Origin of the sequence: Chryseobacterium sp. X308, assembly GCF_020733145.1 — a bacterium.
Classification (GTDB): Bacteria; Bacteroidota; Bacteroidia; order Flavobacteriales; family Weeksellaceae; genus Chryseobacterium; species Chryseobacterium cupriresistens.
This window is the reverse complement of the sequence record NZ_JAJFZH010000019.1, coordinates 1-19170: the sequence shown is the minus strand read 5'-3', so window position 1 is coordinate 19170 and position 19170 is coordinate 1. Positions and strand designations below refer to the sequence as shown.

At 36.7% G+C, this 19170-nt stretch carries 10 protein-coding genes; all 10 read left to right on the top strand.

The window, feature by feature from the left end; all coding sequences use genetic code 11:
• Nucleotides 1–143 precede the first annotated feature (143 nt).
• Nucleotides 144–2993 (top strand): SusC/RagA family TonB-linked outer membrane protein, encoded by a 2850-nt coding sequence (locus tag LIV57_RS17735; protein WP_227943674.1) that lies wholly within the window; start codon nt 144–146, stop codon nt 2991–2993.
• Between the two features lie 4 nt (nt 2994–2997).
• Nucleotides 2998–4464: a RagB/SusD family nutrient uptake outer membrane protein gene (locus LIV57_RS17730; protein ID WP_120231639.1), complete on the top strand. Its 1467-nt coding sequence runs from the start codon at nt 2998–3000 to the stop codon at nt 4462–4464.
• A 78-nt stretch (nt 4465–4542) separates the two neighbouring features.
• Entirely contained in the window at nt 4543–5934 is a 1392-nt protein-coding gene (locus tag LIV57_RS17725) for a glucoamylase family protein (protein ID WP_227943673.1), read from the top strand.
• Between the two features lie 100 nt (nt 5935–6034).
• Entirely contained in the window at nt 6035–6742 is a 708-nt protein-coding gene (locus tag LIV57_RS17720) for a prolyl oligopeptidase family serine peptidase (protein WP_227943672.1), read from the top strand.
• A gap of 80 nt (nt 6743–6822) precedes the next feature.
• Nucleotides 6823–9150: a beta-glucosidase BglX gene (gene bglX, locus LIV57_RS17715; RefSeq protein ID WP_227943671.1), complete on the top strand. Its 2328-nt coding sequence runs from the start codon at nt 6823–6825 to the stop codon at nt 9148–9150.
• A gap of 93 nt (nt 9151–9243) precedes the next feature.
• On the top strand, nt 9244–9642 hold the full coding sequence (locus LIV57_RS17710; protein ID WP_110011040.1) for a hypothetical protein: 399 nt from the start codon (nt 9244–9246) through the stop codon (nt 9640–9642).
• Nucleotides 9643–9761: 119 nt separating this feature from the next.
• Nucleotides 9762–10172, top strand: a complete 411-nt coding sequence (locus tag LIV57_RS17705; RefSeq protein WP_227943670.1) for a hypothetical protein — start codon at nt 9762–9764, stop codon at nt 10170–10172.
• A gap of 265 nt (nt 10173–10437) precedes the next feature.
• Nucleotides 10438–12081 carry a T9SS type A sorting domain-containing protein gene (locus tag LIV57_RS17700; protein ID WP_227943669.1) on the top strand — a complete coding sequence of 548 codons (1644 nt, stop codon included), beginning with the start codon at nt 10438–10440 and terminating at the stop codon, nt 12079–12081.
• A 2-nt stretch (nt 12082–12083) separates the two neighbouring features.
• Nucleotides 12084–15338, top strand: coding sequence for a hypothetical protein (locus LIV57_RS17695; protein WP_227943668.1), 3255 nt, complete (start codon nt 12084–12086; stop codon nt 15336–15338).
• Between the two features lie 5 nt (nt 15339–15343).
• A complete protein-coding gene (locus LIV57_RS17690; protein WP_227943667.1) occupies nt 15344–18700 on the top strand; it encodes a DUF6443 domain-containing protein in 3357 nt (1118 codons plus the stop codon).
• Nucleotides 18701–19170 lie beyond the last annotated feature (470 nt).

Genomic DNA, 19170 nt, shown 5'->3' with positions numbered 1-19170 from the left:
GCAATTTTTAAATATTTAAGATAGTTTAACAGTGTTGGATATTTTTTATATTTTTGGCTAATGTCTTTTTTTGAGATTTTAAATAACTCCACTATTTAGAGACAGGTGCAAATTTGAATTTATTTGAATAAAATTGAAACTATATGAAACAAAGTAATTTAAAGTATTCAGGTCTCATTGCCGTGTTATATTTCGGGATGAACGTGAATGCACAGGTTACGCAGGATTCTGCTAAAGTCCAGAAGATTGACGAAGTCGTTATGATTGGATATGGTAGCCGTAAAAAAGTAGACAACACTACTTCTATTAGTTCTATCAGTGCGGAGGAAGTAACCAGAACCAAAGTATTGAATGCGTCACAGGCTATTCAGGGAAAAGCTGCCGGAGTACAGGTTATTGCTTCTGATGCTCCGGGATCAACTCCGACAGTAATGATCAGAGGACTTGGTACTGTATTGGGTGGAAGAACACCTTTATATGTAGTTGATGGAATGTACGCCGATAACATCAACAATATCAACTCTAATGATATTCTTACCTATGATGTATTGAAAGATGCTGCAGCATTGGCAATCTATGGTAACAGAGCGGCTAACGGGGTAATCATTATTACTACGAAATCAGGTAGGGGGAAGTTAAGTGTTACCTATGATGGATTGGTTGGATTCAGAACCCCTTTAAAAACCATTAAAATGGCTAACGGGACTGAATTTGCAACTTATAATAATGCAGGTAAAGCAAGTATTTATCTGAACCCTAATCAGCCGTACAACACAGATTGGTTCAAAGAAATTACAAGAACAGGGATTTATAACCAACATAATGTTTCTATTTCAGGATCTTCTGAAGCTGCTAAATACTTCTTAAGTTTAAGTAATTATGATGAGCAGTCTATCCTTAAAGGAACAAATTATAACAGGACTACAGTAAGAACCAATAACGAATTCAGGATTACCAAAGGTATCAGATTAGCGCAGACTTTAAGTGCTACCTTTACCAATGATACTCCTAAATCGTATGGTGCTTTTACAAATGCATATAAACAATCGCCATTAGTCCCTGTATATTATCCGAATGGAAAATATGGTCAGCCTATATATAATAAGACCAACGGGAATATCGATTATGAAGGAGGGCGATTTAATAATGTCGGGAACCCTGTAATGCAGCTTGCCTATGACAATCAAAGAGGAAAAAATTTCTTATTGCAGGGTGGGTTAAAACTGGATATTGATATTTATAAAGATTTGAAGTTTACTTCTCAGTTTAGTGGTGAGTACAATAATTATAAATATTACAATTTTGTAAATTCCAAAGCATTCTGGTTAGATAGCGATCCAATGAGGGTTGATAGTGGATATGATACTTCTTTGCCTCTGACAAGATTAACCAATAAAAACCAAAACTATTTCAACTGGGTACTTAATAACTATTTAACCTATAGCAAGAAAGTAGGAAATCATGATATTGAAATTGTAGCTGGTACAGAAGCTTCAGTTGCCAATGGTCTTGAAACCTTAACGATCAACAGAAAGAATGTACCCGTTTCACAAGACTACTGGAATCTGGATGGCGTAGATTACTATGGTAATTTATTTAGTGATAATACGACCAAAGCCATTGAATCTATAAAAGGGAACAGAAACACCACAATTTCTTATTTCGGAAGGCTTCAGTATAAATTTATGAACCGTTATTTATTAAGCGGGACAATCAGAAGAGATGGGTCATCTCAGTTCGCTGAGGGACACACATGGGGGACATTTCCATCATTTGGAGCCGGATGGATCATTTCTGAAGAAAGCTTTATGCAGGACGGATTCTTTGATCTTTTAAAATTAAGAGGAGGCTGGGGTAAATTAGGTAACCAGAAGGTTCCGCTAAATTATTTGCCACTTTCATCCGGAGCAACATATAATTATGGATTCGGTACATCGCCTGTAAGTAATGGAATAACTGTTAATCAGGGATATGACCCTAGTTTAGGATGGGAAGTAACCGAAGAAACTTCGTTAGGATTAGATTTTGCAATCCTGAATAAAAGGTTATCGGGTAGCTTTGATGTTTATAACAGAAAAACCAATAATCTTATCTTGGGGGTGGTACCTTATCTTGCAACAGGTATTTCTGAAGTGAATTTTTCACACATGGGAAGTGTTGTCAATAAAGGTGCTGAGATAAGTTTAAACTGGGCTGATAAAGTAGGTGAGGATTTTACTTATTCAATTGGTGCCAATTATTCTTACAATAAGAACAAACTTGCCAGTATTGATCTTTCCAAGCCGGTTTCTCAACTTGTGGGAGGAAATCTTGGAAACGGACAGGATACAAAAATTTTTAATGCTAAGGCAGTTGGTTACGCATTAGGAAGTTTCTATCTATGGGAAGCAGACGGTTATGATGCAAACGGTAACCTGAAGTTTAAAGACTTGAATGGTAATGGAGTTACCGGAAGTGCAGATCCGGGAGACAGACGTTTCTTTGGCTCTTACATACCAAAATCAACCTTAGGTGTTAATTTTTCAATGTCTTACAAGAATTGGGATTTTGCTTTGAGCGGTTATGGAGCTTTTGGATTCAAAGTGTATAATGGTAAAAAAGCACAAAGGAATGGTGGAGAAAATGTCGAAGCTTCTGTAGCGAATGATTTCTGGACTCCTACAAACACTAATGCAGCAAATCCTGTAAATCCTGCAAATATCCCAATTGCATCAACATTCTATTTGGAAAGTGGAGATTATTTCAGAATCAATAATATTTCAGTAGGGTATACATTTAAAAATGTAACGGATTATATGAAATCAATTAAGCTCTATGTAAGTGCGATTAATCCAATTGTATTCCAGAAATACTCAGGATATTCCTCAGAATTATCAGGATATAATCCTGCAGATCCTACAGCAGAAGGAGATCCAATTAAACGTGCAGGCGTAGAATTAGATGCTTATCCTACATTGAGATCTTTTGTATTTGGTGTTAACCTAAATTTTTAAAAAAATGAATAAGAAATATATCATAGCAGCTGCATTTTTAATTTTAGGAGCTGTTAACCAGAGTTGCAGCAATGACTTCGTTGATGTATCACCTACAGAAAAAATTCCTGAGGATGCTTTGGGTGAAATATACAATAATAATGAAGGAGCCAATAGTTTGGTAACTAGTATTTATGCAAAGTTTTTAGACTGGAATATGAGTACGTTTGCATGGATTGGAGTGACATCAATTGTTTCTGATGATGCAGATAAAGGTTCAAGTCCAAGTGATTCAGGTTCAGATAAAGACATTTTGGATGCTTTGACATTTACAGCATCAACACCATCATTCAAAGAATTGTTTGCTTCTAATTATCAGGGGATTAACAGGTGTAATCAGGCGCTAAAATATCTTCCTAAATTAGATAAAGCAGACCCGCAGTTACGTCAGAGATTAATAGGAGAGGCAAAGTTTTTAAGAGCATTTATGTACTTTACTCTGGTAAGATCTTTTGGAGGAGTTCCGCTAGTAGACCATGTTCCCGTAACAGGGGTTGAAGCTGATAAGCAAATGACACTTACCAGAAAAAGTAAGGAAGAAATTTATGCATTCATTGAACAGGATCTTAAGGATGCCATAGCCGTTCTTCCTAATAAATCAGCCTATGGGGCAGGTAATATAGGGAGAGCATCTGTTGGTGCTGCCCATGCGCTTTTAGCAAAGGTGTATTTATATCAGAAGAAATGGCAGCTTGCTGTGGATGAGACTAATTTGGTTACAGGGTATTCATTGACACCTAATTTCCAGGATATTTATAAAGTTTCAGGAGAAAATAATGCTGAATCTGTTTTCGAAATTAACGGAACAGGAGGGACAGCAGGAAGAGCAATCCAGCAGTACAGCCAGGTTCAGGGAGCCAGAGGTACTACAGGCTGGGGCTGGGGATTCTCTACTCCTACCCAAGGATTATATGACGCCTACTCTGCAACGGATTCCAGAAGAGATGCTACGATTATCCATAGAGATATGACTTTATATGATGGATATTATGTAGGTCCAAATACAGAAAATAAATTCTATAATTATAAAGCTTATTCTTCCAATTATAGAGATCAGGCTTCAACAGATGTAAACATTCGTTATCTGAGATATGCTGAAGTACTATTAATCAGAGCTGAAGCAATGAATGAGCTTGGACAAACATCTGCAGCTATTCCTTTCCTGAATCAGGTAAGAAACAGGGCTAACATCGGAAACACGACTGCTTCTTCTCAGGCAGACGTAAGATTGGATATCTGGAAACAAAGAAGATTAGAGCTTGCTTTCGAACATGACAGATGGTTTGATCTTGTAAGAACCGGACAAGCCCAGGCAGCCATGGCGGCTGATGGTGGTAAAAAATTCATCGTTGGAAAACATGAACTATTCCCACTTCCACAAGATTTTATAATGGAAGCAGGTGGATTGTCAGCACAAAACCCCGGCTATTAAAATTTAATCAATAAAAACTTTAGAGGAGAATGAAAGTTCTCCTCTTCTTTTAGTAAGAAACCCTAAAAAAGAGATCTCATGAAAAGGAACGTATTATCAATGGCTATTACTTCATTATTCTTTGTGTATTCCTGTAAAAATGCGCCCGTTGCCAAACAGGAAACCGGAAAAACTGAAGCGGTAAAAAGCAATATCACGGATGAACAACTGATGGACAGAGTGCAGAAGGATGCTTTAAAATACTTCTGGGACTATGCAGAACCTAACTCAATGCTGGGAAGAGAACGTTACCATGAAGATAATATCTATCCGGATAACGATAAGCACGTAATCACTACAGGAGGCTCAGGCTTCGGGTTGGCAACTATTCTGGTAGGGGTAGAAAGAGGATTTGTTCCAAGAAAAGAAGCGGTGAAAAGACTTACTCACATCATGGACTTTCTGGCTAAGGCAGACCGCCACAAAGGAGCATGGTCACATTGGATCAATGGGGAAACCGGAAAAACCGTACCATTCGGGAAAAAAGATAATGGTGGTGACCTTGTGGAAACCGCTTTCCTTACCTCAGGAATACTGATGGTTCGTGAATACTTTAAAAACGGAAATGCAGAAGAAAAAAAACTGGCAGCAAAATGTGATGAACTGTGGAAAGGAATCCAATGGAACTGGTATACCAAAGGAGGACAGAAAGTCCTATACTGGCACTGGTCACCGGATTACCAATGGGAGATGAATTTTCCTCTTGAAGGATATAATGAATGTCTGATCACTTATATTTTAGCAGCGTCTTCACCTACTTATTCCATTGATGCAGAAACCTATTATAAAGGCTGGACCAGAAACGGAACTTACCTTACAGATAAAACAAAATACGGGTTACCCCTGTATGTAAAACACAACTATGCCGAAGAATACGGCGGCCCGCTTTTCTGGGCGCAATATTCATATATCGGGCTTGATCCTACGGGATTATCCGATAAACTTGTCAAAAATTACTTTGACATCAATAAAAATCAAACCCTTATCGATTACAAATACTGTGTTGAAAATCCAAAACAATGGAAAGGGTATGGACCCAATTATTGGGGGCTTACAGCCGGATATACCAGAAATGAAGATGGAAGCACAGGATATACCGCCCATATGCCTGGCAATGATAATGGAGTGATTACTCCTACAGCTGCCTTGAGCAGTTTTCCCTATACACCAAAAGAATCAATGGCTTTCCTGAGATTCATGTATACCCAAAAACCTGAATTCATAGGATCTGCGGGACCTTATGATGCTACCTCCATTAATTATAACAATTGGTTTACCCCAAGATATCTGGCGATAGATCAGGGAACGATAGCACCCATGATTGAAAATTACAGATCAGGATTCCTGTGGAAGTTATTTATGAATGCCCCGGAAATTCAGCAGGGATTAAAAAAACTAAGCTTCCGGTCAGCCAAATATGGAATAAAATAACTCAACAGGAACGGGTCATTATCCTGAGCTTATCCGAAGGCAGCCCGTTTACATAAAAATGATCAAATCCGTTGGCTCTAGCTAAAACCTAAATAACAATATGAAACTAAAACTGAAACATATTCCTCTATTATTGCTGCCGTTTTCAATACCAATGAATGCGCAGGAGATAAAAGGGGAACTCAATAAAGAAATTAAAAGACAGGAGAAAATGTCATACATTCTGGATTACCCACAGGATGTTAAAGGAAATGTACCATTAATTGTTTTCCTTCATGGTTCAGGAGAGCGTGGAACTAATCTTGATCTGGTAAAGGCACACAGCCCGTTTACCTATAAAAACCTGATCAAAGGACCTGTAGCTATTCTCGCACCCCAATGCCCGGAAGGAACATGGTGGGATACGGTTACCGTATATAATCTGATCAAGGAAATTCAGAAGAAATATAAAATTGATACTTCCCGTATTTATCTTACAGGGCTTTCTATGGGAGGATGGGGAACCTTAAAGCTGGCCATGGAGCATCCGGAAATGTTTGCTGCAGTGGCTTCAGTTTGTGCCCCTACAGATCAGGTAATGACCGCTAATATTCATCGGTTTAAAGATCTGAACATGAAAATTTTCCATGGCGGAATGGACGATATTGTACTACCTGCCAATGCTTTTAATTTTTATCAGAAGCTGCATCCTGTAAACCCTTCGGCAGAATTGGTTATCTTCCCGAATGATAATCATAATTCATGGGATTCGGCTTACTCAAATCCAGCTCTGTATGAATGGATGCTGTCCAAAAAGAAAGAAAAGTAATCCAAAACACCAATGATTGAAAAATAAACCCATCAAATTAAAGCAAAAAATATAAAACAATAATTTAAGAAGATAGATTTATGAAAAAGTTAATTGTAATCGCCACTTTAGCATTGGCACCTGTATTTTCCGCACAGGAAATGGTAACGAAGCCCGTTCAGTCTTACCAGACAGCTCAATATCAGGCTAAGAAGAAAGCTTTTGTAGACAATCTTTTATCTAAAATGACATTGGATGAAAAAATTGGCCAGATGAACCTTCCGACTTCCGGAGATTTCACTACAGGACAGGCACAGAGCTCTGATATCGGAAAGAAAGTAGAGCAGGGATTAGTCGGCGGATTATTCAATATAAAAGGAGCAGATAAGATCAAGGCAGTTCAGAAAGTGGCCGTAGAAAAAAGCCGTCTGAAGATTCCTATGATTTTCGGGATGGATGTTATTCACGGCTATGAAACTACTTTCCCGATTCCTTTAGGGCTGGCTGCCTCATGGGATATGAACCTCATCCAGCAGTCTGCAAAAGTAGCTGCGAGAGAAGCTGCTTCCGACGGGATCAACTGGACATTCTCTCCCATGGTAGATATTTCCCGTGAACCAAGATGGGGAAGGGTATCAGAAGGTTCAGGAGAAGATCCTTATTTGGGAAGTGAAATTTCCAAAAACATGGTATATGGCTATCAGGGGAAAGACCTTGCGAACGGAACCAATATTTTAGCATGTGTAAAACATTTTGCCCTATATGGAGCAGGTGAGTCCGGAAGAGATTACAATACGGTTGATATGAGCCATGTAAGGATGTTCAACGAATATTTTCCTCCTTACAAAGCTGCAGTGGATGCAGGTGTTGCTTCGGTAATGGCCTCTTTCAATGAAGTGGACGGAGTACCGGCGACAGGTAACAGATGGCTTCAGACTGAAGTATTAAGAAATCTATGGAAGTTCAAAGGCTTCGTAGTAACAGACTATACCGGTATCAATGAAATGGTAGACCACGGTATGGGAGATCTTCAGCAGGTATCTGCTTTGGCTTTAAAAGCTGGGGTTGATATGGATATGGTGGGAGAAGGTTTTTTAACAACTTTAAAAAAATCCCTTCAGGAAGGAAAAGTTACACAAGCTGAAATTGATATGGCAGCAAGAAGAATTCTTGAAGCAAAATATGATCTTGGTTTATTTGATAATCCATACAAACATGGAGATGCGAAGTTAGCGGCAAAAGAAGTCTATAATATGGAAAACCGTAATATAGCAAGAAATACAGCTGCTCAATCCATGGTGTTATTGAAAAATGACAATCAGGTATTGCCTTTAAAGAAGTCAGGAACAGTGGCTGTAATCGGACCATTGGTGAATAACTCAATGAATATGGCCGGAACATGGAGTGTTGCTACAAAACATGCTGCCTCAGTTTCTTTGATGCAGGGACTACAGTCAAACTATGGAAAAGAAGTTAAGTTTTTATCTGCAAAAGGAGCCAATATAGATTATGATGCCAAATTAGAAGAAATTTATGCTGCTCACGGTAAAAAAACAGACAGAGACAACCGTTCCAAAGAAGAATTGTTAAAAGAAGCGGTAGATGTTGCCAACAAAGCAGATGTGATTGTTCTGGCTATCGGAGAATCTGCTGAAATGAGTGGAGAATCTTCTTCAAGAACAGAAATTACGATTCCTCAGTCTCAGGTTGATCTGCTAAACGAATTAAAGAAGACCGGAAAACCAATTGCAATGGTTCTTTTTACAGGACGTCCTTTAGCTTTAACCAATGTAAAAGATACTCCGGATTCTATCTTGAATGCCTGGTTTGCAGGATCTGAAGCAGGTAATGCGATTGCGGATGTTCTGTTCGGAAAAGTAAACCCGTCCGGAAAACTTCCGATGACTTTCCCAAGAAGCCTTGGACAGGTGCCGATTTATTATAACGCTAAAAATACAGGTCGTCCGCTAAGCCAGGATAAAGTAGATAAATGTACTTATGAAAGATTCCGTTCAAACTATATGGACGAGTGTAATACGCCTTTATACGCTTTCGGATATGGATTGAGCTACACGAAATTCAATTATTCTGATATGGCAGTTTCCACTACTACTGCGAAAGGAAATCAGACCGTTCAGGCATCCGTTACAGTAACGAATACAGGAGACTATGATGGAGCTGAAGTGGTTCAGTTGTATATCAGAGATATGGTGGGAAGTATTACAAGACCGGTAAAAGAGTTGAAAGGCTTCCAGAAAGTATTTCTGAAAAAAGGAGAATCTAAAAAAGTAACTTTCGATATCACTCCTGAAAGCCTGAAATTCTATAACGGAGATCTGAAATATGACTGGGAATCAGGTGAATTTGATATCATGATCGGAACCAGTTCTGACAATGTTCAGCATTCAAAAATCAATTGGACTAAGTAATATCCGGAAAGTAATTCACCGGATTGTGTTATGATGTTTTTTTTGGCACGATTTTTAATAATACCTCGGGTAATTATTAGTATACAAATCGACATGAAAAAAACAATTTTATTAAGCACAATGTTCCTGGGTTCTTTACTATTTGCACAAAAAGGAACAATAAAAGGTGGAGACAAAGATGCACACGGGTGTATTGGTTCAGCAGGATATACTTATTCTCAAATTAAGAAAGACTGTATAAGAACGTTTGAACAGAAAATCAAGTTAACAGAAGTAGCTCCGAAAGACAGCTATACTTCAATAGCTGCAGTTATTTTCAGTAAAGACATGAAACAAGCTGAGGTTTTTGTAAAAGATGCCGGTGAAAGAAGCATCATCCTTACCAGAGCAGGAGGTAAAGCCAAAGCATGGAAAAAGGATGGTTATGTATTGGTTCCTTACAAAAAGCACGGATACCAGCTTAAAAAGGATAATATCGTGATCTATCAGTAAGATCCGGCTTAAAAAAGAAAAACCGCTCGCAAGAGTGGTTTTTTTTGTACCTTAGAGAAATTAATTAATATCACATTTTTGGGATATTTTTAATCCATCAGAAAACAAAAATTTTACCTATGAAAAAAATAATTTTACTCAGTACCATGTTCCTTGGTTCATTCGTTTTTGCGCAAAAAAGTACTCCTGTTCTTGGAGGTGACAGAGATGTTCACGGTTGTATTGGTTCAGCAGGATATACGTATTCACAATTACGAAATAATTGTATACAGACTTTCAATCAGAAAATAAAACTCAAAGAAGTAAACTCAGACAAAAGCTATACTACTATGACGGCAGTTATTTTCAATAAAAGTATGACTAAAGCTGAAGTTTTTATTCCGGATGGAGCTGCAAAAAGCATTATTTTGGATAAGCAGGGAAAAGCAAAAATATGGAAAAGTGGAGCTCACGTGAAAGACAGCTATGTTTTAACTCCCTATAAAAAAAGCTACCAGATCAAGAAGAATGATGAAGTCATTTATAAGTAAAATAAAACCAGAAATAACAGACCACTCGCAAGGGTGGTTTTTTTATGTCAATAATTAAAATCAATTCGGTTTAATACGACATGTTTTGACGTTGCGGATAGATATTTTTACATCATAATAAAATAAAAACTGGTATAAATAGAGAGAATCTAATTAAAAATAGTATGATTTACAGGATACCACACAAAAATGATTTCCATGTCTTAAAAAGTGTTAAATTCGCGAAGTTTTAAGAAACTAATTACTAACTCAAAAAAAACATAGAATGAAAAAATTCTATTTCGGTGCATTCACTTTATGCACAGTCCTGGGCGTATCTGCCCAGGAAGTGGTGTGGCAGAAAGACATTCAATCCTCTACCCAGGATTTTCTAAGCCAGGTCACCACAACCATTGATCAGCAATACCTGATCTCGGGAAGCTCTATACAGTCTAAAAGCCAGTCGCCAGCAGCCAGCGGCCAAAAGCAGAATAACGGCTACGATTTTCACTTGATTAAACTTGACCAGCAAGGGAAAGAATCCTGGGAGAAATATTTCTCAGGACAAAACCATGATTATCTGTCTGCAACGGTTACCACTCAGGATGGTGGATTTCTCTTAGCCGGAACATCCTATTCAGGAAAGGGATTGGATAAAAAAGACGATTCCAAAGGAGGTTCAGATATCTGGCTGATCAGAATCAATGAATTTGGAGACGAACTTTGGCAGAAAACCTTAGGAAGTTCTTCTGATGAAGAAGCCAGAGCTGTGATTCAAACGACAGATTTAGGATTCTTTGTAGCCGGTAACGTACAAAACTCTTCAAAAGGTTATGGTTCCAAAGATGTTTTGATCACAAAATTAGACAAAGACGGAAAAGAACTCTCCCAATTGATTTTAGGTGGAAAGGGGTTAGACGAAGTGGAAAAAATGATTCCAACCAGAGATGGAGGAGCGCTGCTAGGGATTTATTCAAGGAGTTCCGAGGTTCGTGTTTCGGGTTCTGAAAAAGATTCCGGGATGCGAGATGCGGGTTCTGTATCAGACGTTCAAAGCCCGAACCCCGTATCCCGTACCTCGAAACAAACTGAAAATTTCGGTGAAGGCGATTACTGGATTGTCAAGCTGGACAAAAACGGAAAAGTAGAATGGGAAAAGAATTTCGGTGGAAAAGGCGATGATCATCTCAGAACATTGGCATTAACTTCAAATGGTTTTATCATTGGTGGAGAATCCAGATCAGAGAGATCAGGTAATAAAACGGTTGGATTGGAAGAAGGAACTGACCTTTGGCTGATTGCCCTAAACGAAAGAGGTGATGAACAGTGGCAGAAGTCTTATAATTTCAAAAACCGTGATATTCTGATGGGAATGAGTGTAATAAACGGGAAGCAGGAAGCTGGAAGCGGGAAGTCTAAAGGCATTCTGCTGGGAGGTTATACTCAGGCTGAAGCAAGAATAGAAACCGATGATGAAACCTTTTGGATGCTGTATTTAGATCAAAATGGTAATGAGCAGTGGAGAAAACATGTGAAAGGAGAATCCAGACAAAAAGAAGAAAGACTTTCTGATTTAAAGTTGAACAGAGACGGTTCTATTATCCTGGCCGGAACCAGTGCAGAGGAGCTAGGTAAAGAAAATTGGAAGATTGTGAAACTGGGAGACAAACAGGTTGATCAGCTTATTGAAAAATATGACATCAAAATTTATCCGAATCCTGTTTCAGACTATGCTTACGTAGAAATCGGTTTTGATTTTAAGGATGCAGATATTCTGTTATATGATATGAGTGGAAGACAGCTTCAAAGTATAAAAACCAAAAACAAAGTGACTAAGATCAATACCCAGGCTTTGGTGCAGGGAGCTTATTTGATCACTATAAAAACTGATACCAGCAAAACAGCGAATGTCAAAATCATAAAAAAATAATCATGAAAAAAATATTATTTCTTTTTACTCTAATATCGATATCTGTTCAAGGGCAGAGTGACGTCGATAAATCCTTACCCAATATTAAGCCTCCTTCGGCAGAAACATATAAATTCAGTTTATATGGTTTAGATTTCAACAATTCTCCTTCAGGAGAATTTAATTATAGTTTTCCTTTTTACAGTGTAGGAAATACTATTAGTATGCCTGTAAGTTTGGCATATAATAGCAGTGTTAAAGTTGACGATATAGGAGGGAATACAGGAATGTCTTGGCAATTGGTTGCTGGAGGAGCAATTTCAAGAATAGTAAGAGACGAACAGGATGAAACATCATCTTCAGTTTGGTTTCCTCAGACCATAGATGAAACAGCCAATGCAGATCAGATAAAAGGTGCAGCCCATCCCGATAATTCAATTGATACAGAATATGACTGGTTTAGTTTTTCCCTTTCAAATGGGCTTTCAGGGCAATTCTATATTGATAAAAACCTAAATGTTCATTATAATAGCGGTGATGGCTCAAAATTATCAATAACTGATAAAACTATTATGGTCACCCAATATGGTAAAAATTTAGAATTTGTACTTGTAGATAATCAAGGAAATAAATATTATTTCGGAGGTGAAGAAAAATTTATGGAGAGAAACCAAATTAATTATAAAGGACCTAATAAGTTTTATACTTCAGGATGGTATTTAGCTAAAATAATAACTAATAAAAATGAGATCATAAATTATGATTATTCTATTGAAACACTAAGTTATTACTCTTCAATGAGTGCTTCTTTTACCGTTTCGGAAAGCTGCTGTGTGCCTAATACATATGAAAACAGCGGTCTTACAAAAAGCAAAACTATAATGGTTTCTTTGAAACCCAGACTTTTAGCTATTGATGATGATAAAATTAAAATTAATTTCAATTATGATAAACAAAGAAAAGATCTAATTAACGATGGTGGAAAACTCCTTACTTCTGTTATCATTCTTGCTAAGCAAAATAATCAACAAATTAAAAACTATCAGCTAAGCTATGACGATGTTAATGCTGGATCCTCTGTAACTTTTTATGGTTTGTCTTCAACAGAACAAAGTACGGTTAACCGTCATTTCTTAAATAGTATTAATGATATTGTTTCCAATCAAAAATTCAGATTCGAGTACTATTCAAAAGAAAGTATTCCGGCAAGATTCAGTCTCGGAACAGATTTCTATGGATACTCGAATGGTAAGATTAATCAGACTCCTTTTGCAAATATATCAGGACAGGTTCCTAATTACATTTTCACTAAAACATCTGGCTATGCTTCTGCAGATAAAGAAGTCGATCCAGCAAAAACTTATCTGGGAAATCTTAAGAGGATCTATTATCCTACGGGTGGATATTCTGAGATAACTTACGAATCTAATAGTTCAATAGCAACAGTTCCTGTTGAGAAATCTAGTGGTACAGGACTTGAGGTATCGAGAAATTGTTCAGGAGCTAAAACAGTAAGTGATTCATTTACTTTTATTTCCAATGGTTCTCCAATCAGTTATGCTGCATATGCTTCAACAGATTATTCTAATTGTGGAGAGCCTGATAATCTTCATGAGATCCATGGTATACAAATTAGAGATATAACAACTGGAACAGTAGTAAGAGGTGAAAATAGAAAATATTATGAGAGTATTAGAGCAAGCAAAGATTTATGCCCAACGGCACTTCCTACCGATCTAACTTGTCCCGTTCAAACAACATCAGGTCATCAGTATGAGGTAAAATACTCAGTAACATCTTATTTTGGAAGAATAGACGGATATGCATCTGTAAGCTATAATTCCCGAATTGAAATGGAAGATGTATTAAAGCATTATGGAGGAAGTAGAGTAAAAAAAATTGAAGAAAATAATACTGAAAATGGATCATACAGCCGTCTCTTTTATTACAGTAAACTAGAAAATCGATTATCAGGGCGAACAACTATAGTAAATGCACCCACCTTCAAATCATTTGATTATATAATGACAAAAAGAAATTGTCAATTAGAATGTAACTCTACCAGTCAGGGAGGTGAATTAATATCAGTAACTCCAATTCCTGTATATCGTTTTTATAAAGATAATATTTTGAGTGATTTCAATGATAGATCGAATAAAATATTCTATCAATCAATAACAGAATTAGTTGATGGGAATAAAGCTATTGAAAGAAATTATTTATACGAATCTGATTTAGATTCATATGCATATGATCCACCAATTTTTGATGCACCCCACAGTAATATCGGCCAATTAGAAAGAGGTTTGTTACAGAATGAAAAGCAATATAGCTTTAGAAATAATGATTTTAGTATTTTTAAGGAAACTTATAACAAATATAGTTTTGCACAAAATGCCATAACCTCATTTATTTTCAGACAGAATTTTTCATTAAATACTGGTTATCTTTATAATCCTAATGATGGACCAATTCCTAATATATCATATACGTTTTATCAAAATTATTATGGATATTCTAAATTAATTGAAACTATTTTAAAAGAATATATTAATGGAAATATATTGGAAACAAAGTCCAATACAACCTATGGAAACCTTCAGCACTTACAACCCACACTACAAAAAATTACGCATCCAGATTTAACGGTAAATGAAACGATCTATAGCTATGCCCATGAAAAGGCTAACCAGAAGTTAATTAACGCCAATATGATTGGTATTCCTTTGGAGAGTGAGGTTAAGAAAAATAGTAAAACAATTTCAAGATCCGAAACTAAATATGATAATCCCTTGAACTTACTTCCCAGCTCTGTTGTGTCTACTGATTTACAAAATGCTGTTTCTACTAAAGTGACTTATGATAAATATGACAACAAAGGAAACTTACAGCAGTACACTACAAAATCAGGTGTTTCCACAGTAATCATCTGGGGTTACAACCAGACCCAGCCCATTGCCAAAATAGAAGGAGCTAAATTATCAGATATCCAGCAGTCACTGATTGATTCCATTATTAATGCTTCTAATACGGATGCATCTGCTGCAGCTAATAATGATGAGACTTCACTTTTATCAGTACTCAATACATTCAGAAATAGTTTGCCAAACTATCATATCACAACATACACATATGATCCATTAATTGGAGTAAGAAGTATCACCCCGCCATCCGGAATCAGAGAAAGCTATGTTTATGACTCCGCCAACAGGCTTCAGAAAGTGATCGATGTGAATGGTAAAGTATTGAAGGAAATGAAATACAACTATAAAAACTAAAACTGATGAAAAAGATAATAATACCAATAGGAGCGTTGCTCTTATCCAATATAACCTATGCCCAGCTTTCTACGATTTCAAGCAGTGAAAACTATATTCAGTCCAAAACGTATCTGGATTATAATGGTACTACAGCTACAAAATCCTCAGAATCTGTACAGTATTTTGACGGGTTGGGAAGACCAAAACAGGTAGTGAATGTCAAAGCATCACCACTGGGACGTGATGTAGTTACTCATATAGAATATGATCCTTTCGGAAGACAGGTAAAAGATTATTTGCCTGTTCCCCAGCTTTCTACCAGCAATGGAAACTATTATTCAGGGCCATTGGGTGTTTATCCCAACACCTACGGGAATGAAAAGATCTATTCTGAAAAAGTGCTGGAAAGCTCACCATTGGATAGGATTCTGGAGCAGAAACAGGTAGGTAATGACTGGAATGGAAAATCTGTAAAGTTCGGCTATGACACCAACGGATTGAATGAAGTCTATCAGTACATTAGTACCACGAGCTGGATAAATGGAGCTACTAAAAGTGCACTGAGCTTATCCTCTGCCACGGTTTATGCCCCAAACCAGCTTTATAAAAACTCTGTCAAAGATGAGGATGGTAATGAAACCATAGAATTTAAAAACGGTAAAGGTCAGGTTGTTTTGGTAAGGAAAGTCATGAGCCCCGCAGAAAATGTGGATACTTATTATGTTTACAATGAATATGACCAGCTGGCTTTTGTCATTCCTCCTCTGGCTGTTCATAAGCCTATTACGGATGATCTTCTTAATACCTTATGCTATCAGTACCATTATGATGGTAGGGGAAGACTGGTGGAAAAAAAGCTTCCCGGAAAAGGCTGGGAATTTATGGTATATGATAAAGCCGACAGGCTGATGCTTACCCAGGATGCCAATATGAAAGGATCTGGAAAATGGATGATGACCAAGTATGACCAGTTTGGAAGAGTTGCCTATACAGGAATATTCAGTTCAAATGACAGTAGGGCGACAATACAGGATCAGATCAAGGATTTGGTTATTTATGATGCGCGCCATTCTACAGGTTTTGTAAGGAATGGAATCAATATTTATTATACAGCCGTCTATTTTACCCCTGAAAGTATTTTGTCGGTTAATTATTACGACTCTTATCCTGCCTACAGTTTTAATCCGGCATTCCCCTCAACAATTCAGGGAGAACCAGTATTGACAGACACTCCTGCAGCTGACGGAAGAAGTACCAAAGGACTACCTGTAATGAGTTTTGTAAAGAATATTGAGGATGACAACTGGACCAGGAACTATACCTATTACGATCAGAAAGGAAGAGCTATTGGCAGTCATTCTGTGAATCATTTGGGAGGATATACAAGAACAGAATCCAAACTGGATTTTGCAGGAATCACGAAACAGACTGTAACAAGGCATAAGAGACTGAGTACGGATACCGAAAGGGTCATTACGGAAACCTTTGATTATGACAGTCAGAACCGCTTGGTTACCCATAAACATAAGATTGATAATAATGCTGAAGAAATCCTGGCTCAGAATACCTATAATGAAATTTCCCAGGTTACGAATAAAAAAGTGGGAGGAGTTACAGCTTCTTCTCCGCTTCAGCAGATAGATTACCAATATAATATCCGTGGGTGGCTGACCCAGATTAACGATCCTGCCAACCTTGGAAATGACCTGTTTGGATATAAAATAAAATATAATGAAGTACAAGGTCTGGAAGTCCCCAATACCAATTACCCAAACCACAAAGTAAAACCGAAATACAACGGCAATATCGCTGAAGTTGATTGGAAAACCTCTACAGGAGCGAATGATAATGTGAGAAGATACGGATATGTTTATGACCCGTTGAACAGGCTTACAGCAGGTTTCTATCAAAAAGACACCAATCCTTCCGGGAAAGAATACAATGAACTCTTTGCTTATGACCTGAACGGGAATATTCTGAATCTGGTAAGAACCCAGGGACTTCTCCCGGGAAGTACTGAGGCCATGGTGATCGATAATCTGATCTACAGCTACACGGGAAACAGGCTTACCAAAGTATCCGATGCCTATCTTAACAGTTTAGGATATCCTGTAGGAGGAAATGAAATAGGCTATGACGATAACGGAAATATGACGACCCAATTGGATAAAGGAATTTCCTCCATTCAATATAATTATCTAAATTTACCACGAAAGATTACCCAGAACTCAAAAGTAATGGATTATATTTACAGAGCAGACGGAGTGAAACAAAAAAAGGTTTTCGGAACAGAAACCACCGATTATCTGGATGGTTTTCAGTATACCAATTCGATATTAAAATTTTTCCCAACAGCAGAAGGATATTTTAATGTTGAAACTGGAAAGTACGTGTACAATTATACTGACCACCTTGGAAATGTTAGAGTAAGCTATGCTAAAAATGGAGCAGGAACGGAGATCATTGAAGAGAGTAATTATTATCCTTTTGGATTGAAGCATGAGGGGTATAATGCATTAGTAGGAAATCCTTCATATAAGTACAAGTATAACGGAAAGGAACTACAGGAAAGTGGTATGTATGATTATGGAGCTAGGATGTATATGCCGGATATTGGAAGATGGGGTGTTGTAGATCCTCTGGCGGAGGCATCAAGGCAATATTCTCCATACAATTATGTATTAAATAATCCCATAAGACTTATTGATCCAGATGGGAGAAGCCCTTTCGATAATGTTGATCCAATTAAAAATGGGTTTGTAATAAAAACAATTAATGATTCTGAGAGTGAAGATTTAGGGCGTTTTACTGATCGTGCCAATACCGCTAGAAAATTTTTTCAAGCTATTAGTGGAGGTGATGTTACAGATGACTTAGTGACATCTGAAGATTTAGAGAAAAAATCGGCTGTTATGATGGCAAAAAAAACAACTTCTTATCAATATTATAATAAGAATGGAAAAAAAATCAATAAGTCTGAATATAAAAAACTCATGGCATTAAAGGCAAAACCTTATATAGTAAAAGTAGATAAAAATGAATATTATATTGTAGACTTAAATCAAACTCCTAAAAACGAATCATTAGAGGGTGAAAAATACAAATTAGATCATAGAATCTTATTAGAAACGTCTCTTATTCGTCAAAATTATTCAGATTATACATCATTAGATAGTCGAAAGAATGTAGTAACGTCACAAAGTGTAAAAGTTCTTAAGTTGGAATCAATAGATTTATTGGATTCTAATATCAATCAGTCTTTATTGATAGAAGTGCAAAAAGCCCATACCTTTAACTATAATCAAATTAATAATCAAATTAATAAAACTCATGATATCATTAAGCAATCAATGGAGTCTACGTCTAAAATTAGTGATTAAATTTATATTGCATTTTTTTGCAATTCTTATAATAAATTGTACATACTTTGTGATTATCTATTATAATATTTTTGGATTGGATAAATTTCTTAATGTTTATAAAATAGGAAATAGTAATGATGCAGCAATAAATATGATAATCATTGTATATCTAATGCCAATATTGCTTTCGTATTTATATTATTTTATATTTATTTTTAGAAAAGAGAACTTTTTTTTTAAGATTACTTTTTTCATTTTAGCTTTAGTATTATCTCAACAGCCATATTCTTATTATATAAAAGATTTCTTAGGTTGAAAAGTAAAAGCTAAAAATATGATTAATTCCCCGCTGGCGCGAGCGCAATGTCATTAAGTTAACGGTTTAACATTTTGAATTACAGTTATTTATGCTTGTTTTTAAGATTTATTTTTCGTATATTTAACAGTGAATCAATCAGTTAAACCGAGAAGAAAAAATACTAATGCCA